Annotated in this window: 14 protein-coding genes; 5 read left to right on the top strand and 9 right to left on the bottom strand. The window is 31.4% G+C overall.

Annotated elements, in window-relative coordinates:
* Positions 1-66 precede the first annotated feature (66 nt).
* From ACE01P_RS03575 to ACE01P_RS03555, 5 genes are all read right to left on the bottom strand, one after another.
* Complete coding sequence (locus ACE01P_RS03575; RefSeq protein WP_379694260.1) at positions 67-942, bottom strand: ABC transporter ATP-binding protein; 876 nt, start codon at positions 940-942, stop codon at positions 67-69.
* Positions 942-1,616, bottom strand: coding sequence for a molybdate ABC transporter permease subunit (gene modB / locus ACE01P_RS03570; protein WP_379694258.1), 675 nt, complete (start codon positions 1,614-1,616; stop codon positions 942-944). Before modB ends, ACE01P_RS03575 begins: the two co-directional genes overlap by 1 nt.
* Positions 1,609-2,013 (bottom strand): molybdopterin-binding protein, encoded by a 405-nt coding sequence (locus tag ACE01P_RS03565; RefSeq protein WP_379694256.1) that lies wholly within the window; start codon positions 2,011-2,013, stop codon positions 1,609-1,611. Before ACE01P_RS03565 ends, modB begins: the two co-directional genes overlap by 8 nt.
* Complete coding sequence (gene modA, locus ACE01P_RS03560) at positions 2,010-2,810, bottom strand: molybdate ABC transporter substrate-binding protein (RefSeq protein WP_379694254.1); 801 nt, start codon at positions 2,808-2,810, stop codon at positions 2,010-2,012. Before modA ends, ACE01P_RS03565 begins: the two co-directional genes overlap by 4 nt.
* Before the next feature lie 82 nt (positions 2,811-2,892).
* Positions 2,893-3,705 (bottom strand): formate/nitrite transporter family protein, encoded by an 813-nt coding sequence (locus ACE01P_RS03555; RefSeq protein ID WP_379694252.1) that lies wholly within the window; start codon positions 3,703-3,705, stop codon positions 2,893-2,895.
* A 515-nt stretch (positions 3,706-4,220) separates the two neighbouring features.
* On the opposite strand from ACE01P_RS03555, the gene ACE01P_RS03550 reads away from it, so the two are divergent.
* Entirely contained in the window at positions 4,221-6,329 is a 2,109-nt protein-coding gene (locus ACE01P_RS03550) for a hypothetical protein (protein ID WP_379694250.1), read from the top strand.
* Positions 6,330-6,427: 98 nt separating this feature from the next.
* On the top strand, positions 6,428-7,960 hold the full coding sequence (locus ACE01P_RS03545) for a hypothetical protein (protein WP_379694248.1): 1,533 nt from the start codon (positions 6,428-6,430) through the stop codon (positions 7,958-7,960).
* A gap of 77 nt (positions 7,961-8,037) precedes the next feature.
* Here ACE01P_RS03545 and ACE01P_RS03540 read toward each other — a convergent pair whose 3' ends face one another.
* Positions 8,038-8,565, bottom strand: coding sequence for a hypothetical protein (locus tag ACE01P_RS03540; protein ID WP_379694246.1), 528 nt, complete (start codon positions 8,563-8,565; stop codon positions 8,038-8,040).
* A 182-nt stretch (positions 8,566-8,747) separates the two neighbouring features.
* Here ACE01P_RS03540 and ACE01P_RS03535 point away from each other — a divergent pair, with 182 nt between their 5' ends.
* From ACE01P_RS03535 to ACE01P_RS03525, 3 genes are all read left to right on the top strand, one after another.
* Positions 8,748-9,152 (top strand): XRE family transcriptional regulator, encoded by a 405-nt coding sequence (locus ACE01P_RS03535; protein WP_379694243.1) that lies wholly within the window; start codon positions 8,748-8,750, stop codon positions 9,150-9,152.
* 371 nt (positions 9,153-9,523) lie between these two features.
* Entirely contained in the window at positions 9,524-10,969 is a 1,446-nt protein-coding gene (locus tag ACE01P_RS03530; protein ID WP_379694241.1) for a DUF3696 domain-containing protein, read from the top strand.
* A gap of 2 nt (positions 10,970-10,971) precedes the next feature.
* Positions 10,972-11,874, top strand: coding sequence for a hypothetical protein (locus tag ACE01P_RS03525; RefSeq protein WP_379694239.1), 903 nt, complete (start codon positions 10,972-10,974; stop codon positions 11,872-11,874).
* A 139-nt stretch (positions 11,875-12,013) separates the two neighbouring features.
* Here ACE01P_RS03525 and ACE01P_RS03520 read toward each other — a convergent pair whose 3' ends face one another.
* The 3 genes from ACE01P_RS03520 to ACE01P_RS03510 all read right to left on the bottom strand — a co-directional run bounded on the left by ACE01P_RS03520 (position 12,014) and on the right by ACE01P_RS03510 (position 16,057).
* Positions 12,014-13,438, bottom strand: a complete 1,425-nt coding sequence (locus ACE01P_RS03520) for an amino acid permease (RefSeq protein WP_379694237.1) — start codon at positions 13,436-13,438, stop codon at positions 12,014-12,016.
* Positions 13,439-13,624: 186 nt separating this feature from the next.
* Positions 13,625-15,376 (bottom strand): sensor histidine kinase, encoded by a 1,752-nt coding sequence (locus ACE01P_RS03515; protein ID WP_379694235.1) that lies wholly within the window; start codon positions 15,374-15,376, stop codon positions 13,625-13,627.
* Between the two features lie 36 nt (positions 15,377-15,412).
* Positions 15,413-16,057 (bottom strand): response regulator, encoded by a 645-nt coding sequence (locus ACE01P_RS03510; protein WP_379694233.1) that lies wholly within the window; start codon positions 16,055-16,057, stop codon positions 15,413-15,415.
* Between the last annotated feature and the right edge of the window lie 274 nt (positions 16,058-16,331).

Here is a 16,331-nt window from a genome sequence, read left to right as displayed (position 1 = left end):
CCTTCATTATGCTTTTAAATGAATACCGGTTTTAAAAAAACACAATTGTTTTTCGATTTTTATAGCTTATTTCAGAATCTGAATTATAGGATTGAATGCTTTAGAAGCAACCAGCACTTTCTGTCCAATTTTATATTCTCTTGCCTCTTCTTCTGTAGCAATCACCTTTACAATCGTATTTCCAGAAGAAACCTGAACAACATAAATAATATCACTTTTAGCAATACTGATAATCTCTCCTGTTAACTGAAATTTACTGCTAATTTTCTGTTCCGAAAAAACGCTTTCTGGAATCCCTTCTTTTATAATTTTACCTTTGTCGACAACAATAACCTTATCAGAAAGTTTAAAAATTTCCGAAATCGAATGACTCACCATTAAAGTAGTCAATTTATATTTTTGATGAATTTTTAGAATATAATCCTGAAGTTTGAACCTCATTTCATCGTCCAATGCTGATAAAGGCTCATCCAACAAAAGTATTTCTGGCTTTCGAACAATTGCTCTAGCCAATGCCGCGCGCTGTTTTTGTCCGCCAGATAAATTTTGCGGTTTGCTATGTTGCAATGACTGTAATTCCATTAATTCAATCAGCTCAGAAACAATCTCTTTAGAATCATTTTTTGATAAAGCAAACTCTAAATTTTCCTTTACAGTTAAATTAGGAAACAATGCAAAATCCTGAAATACAAAACCAATAGAACGTTTTTGAACAGGGAGATGAAACTTTTTCTTCGAATCATCCCAAATTGATTCTCCTACTTTTACTAATGTTTTTTCTGCCTCAGTAAGTCCTGCTAAAATTCTTAGAATGGTTGTTTTGCCTGCTCCAGAATTTCCGTAAATAGCAACAAATTCTCTTTTTTTAATAGTCAGAGAGATATCCAATGGCAATTCGCCATCTGCTGTCTGGAGCATTTTGTAAGCATCTAACTGTATCATTAATAAAGAATTGTTTTTCTGGATTTATTATTAATTAAATGAACTGCCAACAGAATTGAAAAAGAAAAAACAAACAATATTCCAGCATATATATTCGCATTTTGATAGTTCATAGATTCTACTTCTTCATAAATCGCAATCGAAACCACTTTTGTCTCCTCCGGAATACTTCCGCCAACCATTAAAACAACACCAAATTCTCCAAGAGTATGGGCAAATGTCATAATGATTCCCGTAAATAAAGAAGCGCGAATATTAGGAAGTAAAATTTTTGTAACTGTCGTAAATCTCGATTTGCCTAAAGTAAAAGAAGCTTCCTGCAAAGCTGGTGAAAGATTTTTTAATCCTGATAAAATCGGATTTACCATGAAAGGCAAACTGTACAAAACGGAAGCGAGAATTAATCCTTCAAAAGTAAAAACCAGTCTCACATCAAAATAGTCTGATAGAAATTTACCGAAAGTATTTTCTGGACTAAAAGCTATTAAAAGATAAAAACCCAAAACAGATGGCGGTAAAACTAAAGGCAAACTTATTAAAGCTTCAATAATGGCTTTTAATCGAAATCGGCTGTAACACAACCAATAACATAGCGGAATTGAAACCACAAAAAGAATTAATGTAGTAATTAAAGCCAGTTTTGCAGTAAGCCATAATGGATCTAGGTTAATCATCGGCAGATAAGCTTACTTCGTTTGTTTTTATTAAAGCCATTACATTTTCGTTCTCTTTTAGATCTAATTGTTCACAAGCATTAGTCGTAATAATAGATTGTATACTTTCTTCTCCCATCGATAAAGCAATCTGACTAAGAATTACTCCTTTTTTTATAGATTCTATACGGCACAAAATCTGATTTTGAATGCTAATAGATGGATTTAAATCTTTAGCTATAATTACCTCCGTTTCCTTAAAAATAATTTTTACTGTCTTATTTTCACTTAAATAATCTGCTGTATCTGGCGTGTCTAAAACAATCGAAGAAAAGCTATTTTTATTTGATTTTACTTTAACTAAAGAAATGCCTTCGTAAGATTGAATTTCAGAAATAATTCCTTTTAGTACATTCATTTTGTCTTTGTATCGTATCCGTAATATTTTAGAATTGTAATTGCTTTTTTTGAAGATATAAAATTATAAAATTTTAGAGCATTCGCATTGTCTTTTCCATGTTTCAAAATTACACATCCTTGTTCTAAAGGTGAATGGCTTTTTTCAGGAATGATATAATATTTCCCTTCTTCTTTCTGCATATTTGGAGTCAGGACAAGAGATAAAGCTGTAATTCCGATATCAGCATTTCCTGTTGTTACAAATTGTGTAGCTTGCGTAATATTGTCTCCAAAAACCAATTTGCTTTTTACCTTATCATATATTTTGTAGAATTTTAAACTCTCAACCGCTTTTTCTCCGTACGGCGCAGTTGAAGGATTTCCAATCGCTATTTTTCGAATGGATGCATCTAAAAGACTATTAATCTTTGCTTTATTCGGATCTGTTTTTTTGCTCCAAATAACCAATTTTCCTGTTGCATACATCTTCACTTTTGAAGCTGTCATTTTATTACTTTCCAGTTTATTAGGATAATCCATATCTGCTGAAAAAAATAAATCAAATGGAGCTCCGCTGGAAATCTGTTCATAAAATTTTCCTGAAGCGCCATAAGTAATTTGCGGATTTATACCTTTATTTTGAATTTTAAAAACAGTATTTATAGAATCTAAAGCTATTTTAAGATTAGCTGCAGCCACAATCGTAAATTTCTGCTGAGCGCGAAGAGTTCCAAAAGACAATACTGAAAACAATGCCAGACATATTAAAAATCTTCTTTTGATTTCATACTGAACTGATTTATTTCTCTTCTCCATAACAAAAAAAATAAGTATTATAACTGTAAAAATAAGCATTCTCATTCAGAATGTAAAAAACTACTCTACAGATAAAACTTTTTTACTCATTTACAGTAGATTTTATCTTGGCTGTGTACGTGTAATATATAGCCATACCTGTAAAAAGCAATCCTCCAACTATATTTCCTGCAGTAACTATTAACTGGTTATACAGCCACCAATCGCTTATACTTACTTTCGCTCCAAACATCATTCCTGCGGGAATCACAAACATATTAACTACGGCATGCTCATACCCCAATGCAAAAAAGATAAAAATAGGAATACCTGCTGCTAATATTTTTCCTAATGTTGACTTTGAAGTCATGGACATAATTACTCCCATGCAAACCATCCAATTGCATAGAATAGCTTTAACAAATGCTGAGAAAAGTCCCAACATTCCATGTTCTGCATATCCAATGGTTTTTTTCTCACTAATTTTGATTATCGCCTGTTCGATTAATCCCAATTCTTTTATTTGTCCAGTCTCTGTGCTAGCTGCCCAAAATAAAACGGCAAAAAGTAAACTCCCAAGCAAATTGCCTATAAATACCCAAGATAAATTTTTAAGCATTTTAGAAGCCGATATTTTGCCCTCAAGCCAAGCTAATGGAACTAATGCAAAACTTCCTGTTACCAATTCAAGTCCAAGAATAACGATAATTACAAATCCCACCGGAAATACAAATGCTCCGATAAGACTCAATGACGTTTGTGTAGTCGCCATCAATGCAAGGGCCACAGAAATTGCCAACAAAGCTCCCGATAAAGCTCCTCTAATCAATAAATCCTTGATACTCAACTTTGATTTATTAACTGCAGTTGTCATCATATTTTCGGCAACCTCCTTAGGTGTGATGTAGTCCATCATAATTTTAAAAATTTAGATTAGAAATTCATTTTTAGATTTAAAGCAAAAAAAATAGATACTTATACGTACAAATATAAGTATTAATACTTATAAATACTTAGCCGATTTGAAATATTTTAGAATGATTCCTTCTTAATCCCATAAATAGAAAAATAAAAATGGTTAGAATTTAACGGATGTTACTATTTTTCAATCCTTTAAAAGAAGTTGAATCAAAACGAAATAGCTTCTTGTATTTTAGCTTTAAGCAAAAATTATAGTCCTTTATTTACAATTATTTAACTTCCAATAATATAAAACAGGTGTTTTTACGCTAAATTCTTACATTTCTTGTTTTTAATTTTACTTCAGAAAAAAAAGCTCTACAAGCCCCTTTATTTGTACAACTCTTCTGTACACCAAAAAACCTCCCAATTCAAGCCATAAAAAAGTGGAGACCTGTAATTCACTTTAAAAAACGGGGGCGACTTCTGAAAAGCCATACGAGTAGGACTAACACTTAAAATACTAATATTATGGAACTAAAAAACACAAACGAACAAGAGGACGTTGCTGTAATCAATGATGTAAACAGCAATTTTCAATTTAGAACACCAGCTGGTATTCAGGATTTTCAAACAGATCCTTCGAAGCAAACCGCAATGAATCAGCTGTGGAGTGCAAATCTGGATGAATTCACACAGCAAGGTATGCTAAGCAATCCGTGGAATACTACTAATACTCCTGCGGTCACAAACTACTACAATCCGATACAAAACAATCCTAAAAGTGCTGTAAACAATGTTACATGGTCTGCTTTTCCAGGAAGATTAGCTTTTAATTTCCCCGCTGCTTCGCAAGATCAATTGAACCAAATGGCAGATACTGGTAATATGATATCGCTAATTAATAATAATCCATGCGGTACACCTACTCAAACTATTCCTTATTTTCCTTATGGACCAAGAGGTTGGCAAGATGAATATTGCGAATGGGCAGTAACTCGAAATGCTCAAAATAAAATTACACGTATAGATTTTACCTGCGAAAATCCAGAATACTGGAACAGCCTTTGGATTATTGATCCTAACAAAGTTCTATCGCTTTATCAATCTATATTGAATAAGCCGCAAATCACATTAGAAGATTTAAGTTTACCAGGCGCTGTAAATCCTGCTACAGGAGGACCAATTTACAATCCGTTGAATAAATGGAATTCTGGACCTGTATCAAACGCTAATTTGGGAGGCGCTATACATTTAACTAGTACACCAAATACTTTGCAAACAGAAATTGGATTGGCTACTGCGGCAACCGTACAGCGTAATAATCCATCAGGCACAACAGGAAATACTATTTGGCCTTCAAGACTTTACAATGAATTATTGTGTGATGCGCAATACGGACAGAAAAACCGAAATAGCGATCCTAATATTGGAGGTACGGTAAACAATCTTGTAACTGGTAATGTAATAATCCCTAATTTAGGGCCACAGGTAGTTACTCTTGCAGATCCACCGGGACTTTATATTCAAATGCCTGATTTTACTCATTATCAAACTCCAGATGGAACAAATGCTGCTACATTTTGGAAAATTGCACGCGGATCTGAAACCTTGAATGATCAATACGGTAATCCAATGCCGGGTAATTTTATATTGCACGCTGTATTTGAAGTTCCAGCAGATAAAAATTACACAATCAGCGATATAACGATCAGAGGTGAAAAAATTGATTGGGGATCTCAAGTTGCATCAACTTTTAAAATGCAAATTGTTGCCAGCAGTTACAATAGCCCAACAATTCCTAAAGGTTATGATGCTGTGGGTACTCCTAACGTTACTTTTGCTCAGCCTTTACAGCTTTTCTATCAGGATTATTTTAATGCTATGTACAAAACTAATGTGCCTAATCCTGTTAATCATCCTATTTCTCTTTTGAGTAACAGTACTTTTATTCCGCCAACCATTTTTAATTCGGCAAGCGGAGTCAATATGGTATTGATTTGCGATACTTGCACTGCCGTTCCGGGTAATCCTAGCACTTATCCATCTGTAACTTTTGACGATTCTAATATTAAAGCAGTTGTAAATTCTGTTCAAAATAACATTACTTATGCAGTGCCAGGAAACAGTATGCCAAGCACTTATACCGCTTTGTTTATTAGCGTTAGTGTAGGTGTTAATGCTTCTGCGGGTGCTCATGGAATATTCATTACCAATTCTGGACAACAGCAAAGTCCTGCAATGCCTGGAATGCTTATCGTATCTCCTACAACTGTGCAAGCTAATGTTAAATGGCAAAATACGGGCGTAATTGTTCAATCTGGAACTCCTGTAAATGTTACTTATCAAAGCGGTCTTTGGACAGCAAACCCAAATGACAATGGCGGACGATTGTATAATGCTGATGGAAATCCATATTTTATTCCTGCTCAAGCTGGCTACACAATGCCTGGCAAAAATGAAGGCTCGCTTATAGGAAAAGTAGGCAGCACGGTATTTTTTATTGGTATGGGCGCTACTGTGCCTGCTAATCTTCAGGGCGAATTGCAGTTGTGCATTAATGATGATTTAAATGCTATCTACGGAGTTGGCTTTGCAGATAATATTGGAAATATTACGGTAAAAATTACTGTTGGATAATCATTACCGAATCTACTAATTCGGGGGAAATATAGGTTATAAGGATATGCTTCAAACCTTATATTTCCCTCTTTTTATTTCATTTAAATAATAAAACAATGAATTTAAAAACTACATTATCTAAAAAAATATTTTGGTTAGGTCTTGTCATAATTCCATTGGCTGTTATTGCTTCTAAAGCAGAACTTGGAAACGAAGCCTCTCAATACCAATTGATTCCGACATCACAAACCAATACTTGCGATTGTTATTCTACAAGTTTACCAAGCGCTATTCTTCCCATTACATTTAACAATATCGTTCCGGGTGACTTATTATCATTTAATCAGCCGTTGGCAAATTGTTTTGCTTGGAAAGAATTTATTGCTCTAAATTGGCCCACGAATCCAAATGCAAGTTTTGGAACTCCAAACGATTTTGGCTTTGTGCAATGGGAAACCTATATGCCAAGAGAAGTTTTATTTCCTGACGATGGTTCAAAACCACCAGCATGGGGAACTTTGGTATCAGATGAATATAGCAGACTTTTCAAATCGCAAAAAATGCTGCTAAAAAAAACACAGACCAAACTCCTTACATTTGTCAGTAAAATTGAAGAAAACGATGCCGAAGTAAGTTTTAGTCCTGATCAGGCGGCACCATTTGGAAAACCAAGTTGGATGGGTGCACAAAACAGCACTAATTTATGGTACGAAATTATGCTCAATAAAGACTATTACGATTATATCGTAAAAAAAGGATTCTATAATGCACAAGTTCAGCATGATACCGTAAAACTAAATCAGCCTATTAATTTTCCTCAAGGCAGCTACAACGGATTTGTCGGTGCAATTGAATTAAAAGCCGCATGGATGGAAGTTAAAGATGTAAAATCACCTAAATGGCAAAGATATAAATTGTCAAATGCCACAGTTTTGGATCCCATTACAAAAAAACTTAGAAATACAGTAGTGGCACTTGTAGGACTTCACATATTGCATAAAACACAAAATCAGCCTACGTGGGTTTGGGCTACTTTTGAGCAGATCGACAATGCTCCCGATCAGAGCAACTTAAGCGGTACGCCTCCATCTCAATATGGTTATAGTTTTTACAATCCGAATTGTAAGAATCAAAATGTAGTTATTAGAACCCCTACCGGAGATTCTACAAAAGTCGTCACGTGTGTGCCAAATACGTCGCCTCCTTATTATCTGAATCAGGCTGGTCCTGTGCCGACGCAAACTACGAGGATAAACAAAATCGATCCAATTGATGCAGCGCCTATTAATGCGTTAATGCAGCAAAATATCCGAAAATTTTATCCTAATTCGGTTTGGCAATATTACCAATTAGTTGATGTAATCTGGTCACAAAGTTTTCAGGCAGATCCAACTACGGCAATTCCTTCTCCAAGAAAAATAAACAATTCAGCAATGACGAGCGGGGCAAATATTGTGGCAAATTCAACAATGGAAACCTATGTACAATCGACAAAAACCTGCTACGATTGCCATGTTTTTAGCACAATTGCGCCGTATCCTAGAGATAGTGTAAACAACAATAAATTTGGTGATTTTAGTTTTGCGATCTCTTTTGCGAAATATCCTTCTGCAAAAAGCGATGAAAAGAAAAGGTCAATGAAGAAATAACCACGCTATTTATACTCACTTTTGAAAAAGCTGTCTCAATTTTGAGACGGCTTTTTTTGCTGAATTTTTGATGAAAACTAAATTTTCTCAACTCCCCTTTCTCTCATCAATTCCACTGCGTCGAGCATTTTGATTAAATGAATGTAAGGCGTTGTCAAGTCAGGATCGGGATCTGTGGTATGAGGCGACAATGAAAACTCTAGGATTTGACGTAGAAACAATTCAAATTCTTCAAGTGTTTTTTCTTCAAATGCTTTTTGAAATACCATAAAAGGATTTTCGTATTCTTCTTTCGTTAGAGAAGAAAGACAAAAAACCGTTTCAGAGCGCGAAGATGTTGCGACTTTCCATTTTTTACTTTTCTCTTTCAAACAATAACAAATTTTGAGAAAAGAGCTTACAGTACTATACAAAACAAAAGCATCTGAAGGATTGTCTTGTTTGTAGATTTCTTTTTTATAACAGTATAGTACCGCTTGGCTTAAATTCTGTTTATAATAATCAATATGTGCAAAGTCAAAAAAGGCATTCATTGCTTTAAACGGATTTCCTCCCGCATATCCCGCCCAAAAGCTTGTTTCAAAGGATATTTTATTCTTTTTCATTGTAGTTAGTTTAAAATTTTCAGCGAAATTCTATTCTTTCGAAAGGATAAACTATTCTAAAAACAGATATATTATCTTACAAAAATAGACACGTTTTTATAGTATAATTTTCTATCTTTGAAACTCAGGATTTTTTAATCTAAACAGATTTGTCTTGAGCTTTTAGAAAATTGATATTCATTATGGAACAGAAAATACATCAAGGAAGAAACGTAAAACGTTTTAGAGAAATGCTTAACGTCAAGCAAGAAGCATTGGCTTATGATCTGGGCGAAGACTGGAACCAAAAGAAAATTTCGATGCTGGAGCAGAAAGATGTAATTGAAGACAATTTGCTGAAACAAATCTCAGCTGTATTGAAAATTCCTGTTGAAGCTTTTCAGAATTTTGATGAGCAACAAGCAATAAATATTATTTCTAATACTTTTCATGATGAAGCATTCATCGGTAATTCTGGTGGTACTTATAATGTTAATCCATTGCAAGAAATTTTAAAGCTTCATGAAGAAAAGATTGCTTTGTATGAAAGGATGTTGAAGGAGAAAGAGGAAATGATGGTTAGGCTTGAGAAATTGATTGGTAAATGATTATTTACAAAAAGAAACTTGGTTTAGGCAAGAGATTAAAAAGTCTCTTTTGTCTTTTTGAAAATTAGTTAAACTACTTATAAAAGTCTTAAATTCTAATATAGATAAGTTATGAAAAACCTAAAGACATTTGGATAGTGTAATTTGAGACTTAGCTACACAGAGGGTCAACTACACAGGTAAAATACAACTAGCACAAATTTTCTGTAAAAGAATATGGGTAAATTGTAATCAATATGTTTTTATTAATAAGAAAAAGAATAAAATATTTCATTAAGTTTAGGAAGTTTATTTATCTTTAATTCAATGATAATTTACTATAAAAAATAAAAGTTAAAAAAATACTCGTTAAAAAATAAAAAATAAAATTTATGTTCAGTTTAAATATAAAAAATTATAGAAGTTTTAAAGACCAAAGCTTTGATTTTTCCAAGATGAATATTTTAATTGGAGAAAATAGTTCAGGGAAAAGTAGTCTTATAAAATTCTTCTTAGCGTTAAAACAAACTTTTGACATTCATAATTACAAGGATAGTAATTTTGCAACGACCGGGAAGTACACTGATTTAGGCAATTATAAAGAAACTATATATTATCACGATGAAAACTTACCACTTGAATTCAGTTTCACATTTGCAGATTATGATATTTTTTTTAGAAGTTTTCTTTTCATAGGTCAATCTAAAGGCACAAATAAAGAAAAATTAGAGTTTGCAAATAGTATTAAAACTTTAATTAACCCAGATCCAAAAGCAACTACCAAAATTGATTTCTCCTTAACAAAGGAACTAGATAAACATAATAAAATTATGACAAAGATTAATAATTCCCAATATGGAACTATTAAAATTATACATAATAAAACCATTAAAAATAAAAAAATAAATACTCTTTTTGGTCCCACTTGTACATTAGAATTTTTTTATAAGAAAACTAACGAAACTATAATTTTAGAAGATTTAAATTATGAAAAAGATGGCTTTTTAAGTTTAATAACTGCTAACAGTTTGGTAAATTCAATAATCAAGTATAATAACAAAAAGATGGAAGATTATGAGAATGATGAAACTTTCAAAAATAAGGTTGACGTTATATATTATACAATTGCATATATGATTATATGTCAGAACTATTTAAAGTACTATATTGACAAGATTGACTATATAAATCCGATAAATACATCTCCTAATAGAATATATTTAGTTAAAGATGACAAACAAACTAATCACATAAATGATATTGAAGATTTTGTAAATTTCTTTAGCAAAACAAATGATGAAATTTTACCCGATTTTATTAAAGTATTGAATAAATTCGGCATATTAAATGATTTAGAAATATTAAAAGATGATCGACTTCCTGTAAGGGAATTAAGGGTGAAAATTAAAAATTTATTAAGCAATATAAATGATGTAGGATATGGAGTTTCATTACAACTTCCAATAATACTTAAGTGTTACTTAGCAGAAGTTCTTCCAGAAAGAAAAGGTTCTATAATATTTATTGAACAACCCGAAGTTCATTTACACCCAAAACTACATGCTAAATTAATAGAAACTTTATTTAGTCTTTCAAAACATACTTCATATTTTATTGAAACTCATAGTGAACATATAATTAGAAAAATGCAAGTCTTAGTTAAAGAGAAATCTGATAAATTTATACCTAATGATGTTACCATTCATTATATGATAAGAGACGAACAACAAACAAACGTAACAGTTCATAGTATTGAAGATAATGGTAAATTACAACCAATCTTTGCATCTGGATTTTTCGATAATTCTTACATTTTGTCTAAAGCTTTGTTGGATTAAATATGGACCTATTAATTACTCCTAAATTAGTATCATCATATATTAAAAGTTTAAATAAAATAAACAAAAATGATGCAGAAAAAATAATTCATCTATTTTTTGACAATGAAAATAATAACTTCATAGTAAATAAAAAGTTGCTAGAACTTTATGAATCTGAATTTTCACCAGATAGTTATGAGTTTGTAAAGTTTCAAGATGAAATGGTTCATTTATTGAACGGTAGAGGAATAAATAAAGGAACTCAAAAAATCAATTTAGATGAAGTTTTACAAGATTCTGAAAAAAAATATCTTGCTGAAAAGACATGTAATGAAATTTACATGAATTTATCAGATAATGCTGCCAATTCTTTAAAAAATGAATTTAGTGCAGTCTTGGATAATTTATCTGATAAAAAATCAAAAGATTATACATTCTTTTATTTAGCAGCCTACAATCCGATAAGCTTAACAAAAAGATTTTATGATTTTGACACAGACGATGACATAAAATTGTTTTTAGAAGATATTTATAAATTAAGAACAAAAAATAAAATAACTATTTTTGATAAAAATATAAATCTTACACATAGATATTATGATTTTTTCAAAAATAAAGGATTAGCATTTGATTATTATACCCTAAAACACCGATCTTTTGATATAGTTGAAAGAAGCAATCAATATAGAATCCTTAGAGATTTCTTTAATAGATGTGCAGTTTATGTTTACAGAGCACCAGTAAGTAATATTCATGAAAGGAGAGTTATGTTTAATAATTTAATTATTGAATTTGATAATGATCCAGCGAATATTTTAGTTAGCGAACCAAATTGGAAAATAGACATATTTGTATGCAATACAATTAAATCTGAGATTGATAATAAAGGGAGAAGATTATTTCAAAGGGATACAACAACATAGATAGTGCAGATTTGTAATCCATCCCCGCAAAGTATATTTTTAATAGCACTGAAAAAATTCCGAAGCTATAGTACCAAGTAAATTGGGATCACAAAAATAAAAATCCCATTTCTTACGAAATGGGATTTTTTTTAGCTTATTATCCCTTCACTTTAAAAACCTTATAAAACACAAAAAGAATCCCCAACCAAACAGGAATCAATTCTACAGATAACTCCATATTCGTCATCCACATAATGGCTAAAATCCCTAATAAAAAGGCGAAACAGATGTAATTGCTTACGGGATAAAATATAGAAGCAAATTTCGTTTTTGTGTTTTCTTCGTCTTTCGCTTGTCTAAATTTTAAATGCGTATACGAAATCATAACCCAGTTAATAACCAAGCAAGAAACTACTAAAGACATTAAAATACTAAACGCTTCTTCTGGCATTATTTTGTTTATTAAAATACAGATTGCAGCAAAGCATGACGAAACTAAAATGGCATTAATTGGCACGGAGTGTTTGTTTAGTTTCTTTAAAAAACTAGGCGCACTCCCTTGATCTGCTAAACCAAATAACATTCTTGAATTACTGTAAACACTACTATTATACACAGACAAAGCGGCAGTTAAAACAATTAAATTAAGCACATTAGCGATAAGGCTTGTAAAGAATATTTTCTTGCCAAATAATTCAAATTCCATTCCGTTTAAGTTTTGAAAAACCATCACAAACGGACTGCTGTCTGTTGTAATTTGCTGCCAAGGCGACAACGCAAATAAAATAACCAATGCACCCACATAAAATATCAGAATTCTATAAATAACCTGATTGGTTGCTTTCGGAATGTTTTTTTCTGGATTTTCGGCTTCAGCAGCGGTAATTCCAATTAGTTCTAAACCTCCAAAAGAGAACATAATCAAAGCCATTGCAGACAATAAACCTTGAAAACTTCCATTTGCCGTTTTTTCAAAGAAACCTTTTGGAAAGAAACCCCCATCATTATATAAATTATGAATTGTAGCGTGCTCTCCTCCTGTTCCACTTACTAGCAAATAAGTTCCAAAAAGAATCATGGCAATAATTGCAACGACTTTTATAATGGAGAACCAAAATTCAGTTTCTCCGTACACTTTTACAGAGGCAAAATTCAAAGCATTGATAACCAAGAAGAAAAATAAACTGGATGCCCAAAGCGGAATTTCTGGCCACCAAAACTGTACGTAAACGCCAATGGCTGTAAGTTCGGCCATACTTACCAGAATATACAAAATCCAATAGTTCCAACCTGATGCAAAACCCGCAAAAGAACCGCAATACTTATAGGCAAAATAGCTAAAGCTTCCTGAAACAGGCTCTTCAACAACCATTTCGCCAAGTTGTCTCATTATAAAAAAAGCGATAATTCCGGCAATGGCGTATCCTAAAATAACAGACGGCCCTGCTAATACGGCTGCTGGACCAATACCAAGGAAAAGACCTGTACCAATAGATCCGCCTAAGGCAATTAACTGAATGTGTCGATTAGTTAGTCCACGTTTAAGCTGATTCTCTTCTGCAGCATCATGATTTTTTTTCACAAATTAGATTTTTAAATGAGTTAAATGTACTCACAGATGTATAAACAGCGAAGATAAGTCAAAAAAAGAATCGCACAAAGCCTCGTTCTGTCGCATCTGTCAGAGTCAAATATAAACATTTAAGTTTTTAAAAAATCAATCTGTCAATTTATGGAATGATTTAAATAGAGCTATTTTTCAAATTATTTAATACAACAAACTTAATATCAGATTGAAAGAAACTTTTGTTCCTTGATTTTGTTTGCTCTCCACACTGATTTTTCCATCAAACAATTCAACAATTTCTTTGCAAAGGTTTAATCCCAATCCTACTCCTAAATCATTTGTTCTGTTTAAAAATGCACCTTGATAAAATTTATCGAATACATTTTTCAAATCATCTTCAGAAATTCCTGCACCACTATCGATAATTTCAACTTTCAAATTGAGTTTTTTATCTTCAATAACTTCATAATCAACAAAAACAGAAATTAGTCCTTCGGTAGTAAATTTATTAGCATTTCCGATTAAGTTATAAAACAGCTGATGGATTTTTACAACATCAGCATTAACATTGTAACTTGTATCCAATCTAGAATTAATTTCAATTCTATTTCCCTTGCTTTCTACTAAAGAAAACATCGAACCCACAATTTGATTAATTTCTTCTGCCAAATGGAATTTTCTATTGTTTAATTTCAAATCCTGCCCTTCATTTTTGGAATACTCTAATATTTGATTCGTTAAAAGCATTAAGGAACTTGTTGTAAAATCAATAACTTTAAAAGATTCCTTCATTTCAGGATCCATGGCTGATCGACTTAAAATTTTTACATAAATAGAAATTACACTCAATGGAGATCGTATTTCATGACTAATCATTCCCATTATTCTATTTTTAAAACTTAAGTTCTTCATTATTTTTATTTGTGCCGAAGTAAGTTTCTTTTCATAATAGAACGAAAATCTAGTAAAACTTAAAATTATAAGTGAAATGATTAGCATTATCATTACTAAAATAACAATGGTATAATTCTTTACAATAACATTAGAATCAGAGCGATTTCTTAGGCGTTTTTGGGCATCGTTTTCGAGGGAATTTATAGCTTTACTAAATACAGGCATCAATGCGTCTTGAAGAATAAGAAGTCTATTGTTGAGTTCTGTCAATTTTTCATCCTGTTCTCTTAAACTTATAAAATTCTTTTTTAGGCTTTTAAATTGATAATCATAATAATTAAAAGTGGTATTAAATATATTAGCCATTTGCTCTTCAACACTACCGGTTACCACTTTATTGTTGAATTTCATGGTGATAATAGTATTTACCTGTTCTTTTTGAACCTCTCTTTTTCCTTTAAGCGCATCTCCTAATCTATTGAATAGCTTTTTCTTAGAAACACTATCGGTTTTAACGTAGGATTCTGTTTTTATGCTATCTAAAATTTTCTTGTATTCGAATTCATTTAGCAGAAACAATTTTGAAATATTGTTTCTTTTTGGATCAACCTGCACATTTATAATCGAATCAATATTTGCTTGTAAGTTTTGAATGATTCTTTCAGCGTTTTTTTTCTGAATTAAAACACGAGCAAACTGCTTATCCTTACCAGTCAATAGATTAAGACTATCAATCAAAGTGTTTACTCCTTTCAAAGAATTTATATATCTTTTTAAAGATTCCTTATTTTTATTTAATTTGTAATTATTGAAACTCTTCTGAGAGTTTATAAAAGAATAATTTATTTGATTGTTAATCTGGGAAAGTTTATTTAATGAATTAATGGAGTCCAGATCTTTAACCGTTTCAGACTGGCCTAATTTTTCATTATACCAAATTCCGATCACAATTATCTGCAATAAAATTACAGTTGCAAGTAAAACATAATGTATAATTTTCCTGTAACTCAATTTTAATTTAAAAAAACTAAACATCTTACTAACTAGTAATGAATTCATAATAAACCTTTTGTAAAATTAAATACGACTATTATCTTATACATCTTTAAAATAATAGAGGCTAAAAAGATTTATTAGAGCTGGAACATTATCGATTCCTAATTTTTCAAAAACTCTATTTTTATAAGTGCTTACTGTTGTTTTTTTTAGATTTAATAATTCTGCAATACTATTATTAGCAACGCCATCTATCAAAAGTTTGGCGATTTCAATTTCTCTGTTTGATAATTGCTCAAGCGGATTCGTTGGTTTTTTAAAAATGTAAGCATCTGTTATTTTGTTTTGAATATTCTCACTCATGTATTTTCCATGAACCAAAACTGAATTAACAGCATTTGTAAACTCTTCCTCTGTACTTAACTTGTTTAAATACCCATTTGCGCCAGCATTTAAATATCTTATGGCATAGATATCTTCATCATAAGCAGAAAACATTAAAATCTTAATATTGGGCTGAAACTTCCTTATAGTAGGAATTACGGTTAGACTAACTCCGTCAGGAAAATTGATATCTAAAAACAATAGATTTATCTTATTTCCTTTAACTAATTTTAAAACTTCTTTAAAGGTTGCGGCTTGCAAAACCGTAGAAGAAGGGTATTTATCTTTTAGTAAAAAAACAATTCCTTGTCTTATTACACTATGGTCATCTGCAACTAGAAACGTGTTATTGGCTATCATTAAATTAAAAGATTACTTAAAAAAAGGCTTATAATAAATTATTTCGATTTGCAAAATTTCTTTTAAAAACTGGACATAATCTTTTTACAAACACTAATCAATTCATGTTTTACATTTGTATTTATTCATATAAAAATCGAAACAAAAATAGCTGTCTTGCTCTTTTAACCTTATAGAACATTTTACTCTTTAAATGTAGATTTAATACGACGCTTTAGAATAAAATATTATCAGAAACATTTCATTTACAGTTACAAATTAGCATCGGCAATAA

It is taken from the genome of Flavobacterium sp. HJSW_4, assembly GCF_042436695.1.
Classification (GTDB): Bacteria; Bacteroidota; Bacteroidia; order Flavobacteriales; family Flavobacteriaceae; genus Flavobacterium.
The sequence above is the reverse complement of the archived record's forward strand: the minus strand, read 5'-3'. Positions and strand labels throughout refer to the sequence as shown.

Coding starts and splice junctions, on each gene's coding strand:
- ACE01P_RS03575 (WP_379694260.1), bottom strand. CDS start 942: ATGATACAGTTAGATGCTTACAAAATGCTCCAGACAGCAGATGGCGAA.
- modB (WP_379694258.1), bottom strand. CDS start 1,616: ATGATTAACCTAGATCCATTATGGCTTACTGCAAAACTGGCTTTAATT.
- ACE01P_RS03565 (WP_379694256.1), bottom strand. CDS start 2,013: ATGAATGTACTAAAAGGAATTATTTCTGAAATTCAATCTTACGAAGGC.
- modA (WP_379694254.1), bottom strand. CDS start 2,810: ATGGAGAAGAGAAATAAATCAGTTCAGTATGAAATCAAAAGAAGATTT.
- ACE01P_RS03555 (WP_379694252.1), bottom strand. CDS start 3,705: ATGATGGACTACATCACACCTAAGGAGGTTGCCGAAAATATGATGACA.
- ACE01P_RS03550 (WP_379694250.1), top strand. CDS start 4,221: ATGGAACTAAAAAACACAAACGAACAAGAGGACGTTGCTGTAATCAAT.
- ACE01P_RS03545 (WP_379694248.1), top strand. CDS start 6,428: ATGAATTTAAAAACTACATTATCTAAAAAAATATTTTGGTTAGGTCTT.
- ACE01P_RS03540 (WP_379694246.1), bottom strand. CDS start 8,565: ATGAAAAAGAATAAAATATCCTTTGAAACAAGCTTTTGGGCGGGATAT.
- ACE01P_RS03535 (WP_379694243.1), top strand. CDS start 8,748: ATGGAACAGAAAATACATCAAGGAAGAAACGTAAAACGTTTTAGAGAA.
- ACE01P_RS03530 (WP_379694241.1), top strand. CDS start 9,524: ATGTTCAGTTTAAATATAAAAAATTATAGAAGTTTTAAAGACCAAAGC.
- ACE01P_RS03525 (WP_379694239.1), top strand. CDS start 10,972: ATGGACCTATTAATTACTCCTAAATTAGTATCATCATATATTAAAAGT.
- ACE01P_RS03515 (WP_379694235.1), bottom strand. CDS start 15,376: ATGAATTCATTACTAGTTAGTAAGATGTTTAGTTTTTTTAAATTAAAA.
- ACE01P_RS03510 (WP_379694233.1), bottom strand. CDS start 16,057: ATGATAGCCAATAACACGTTTCTAGTTGCAGATGACCATAGTGTAATA.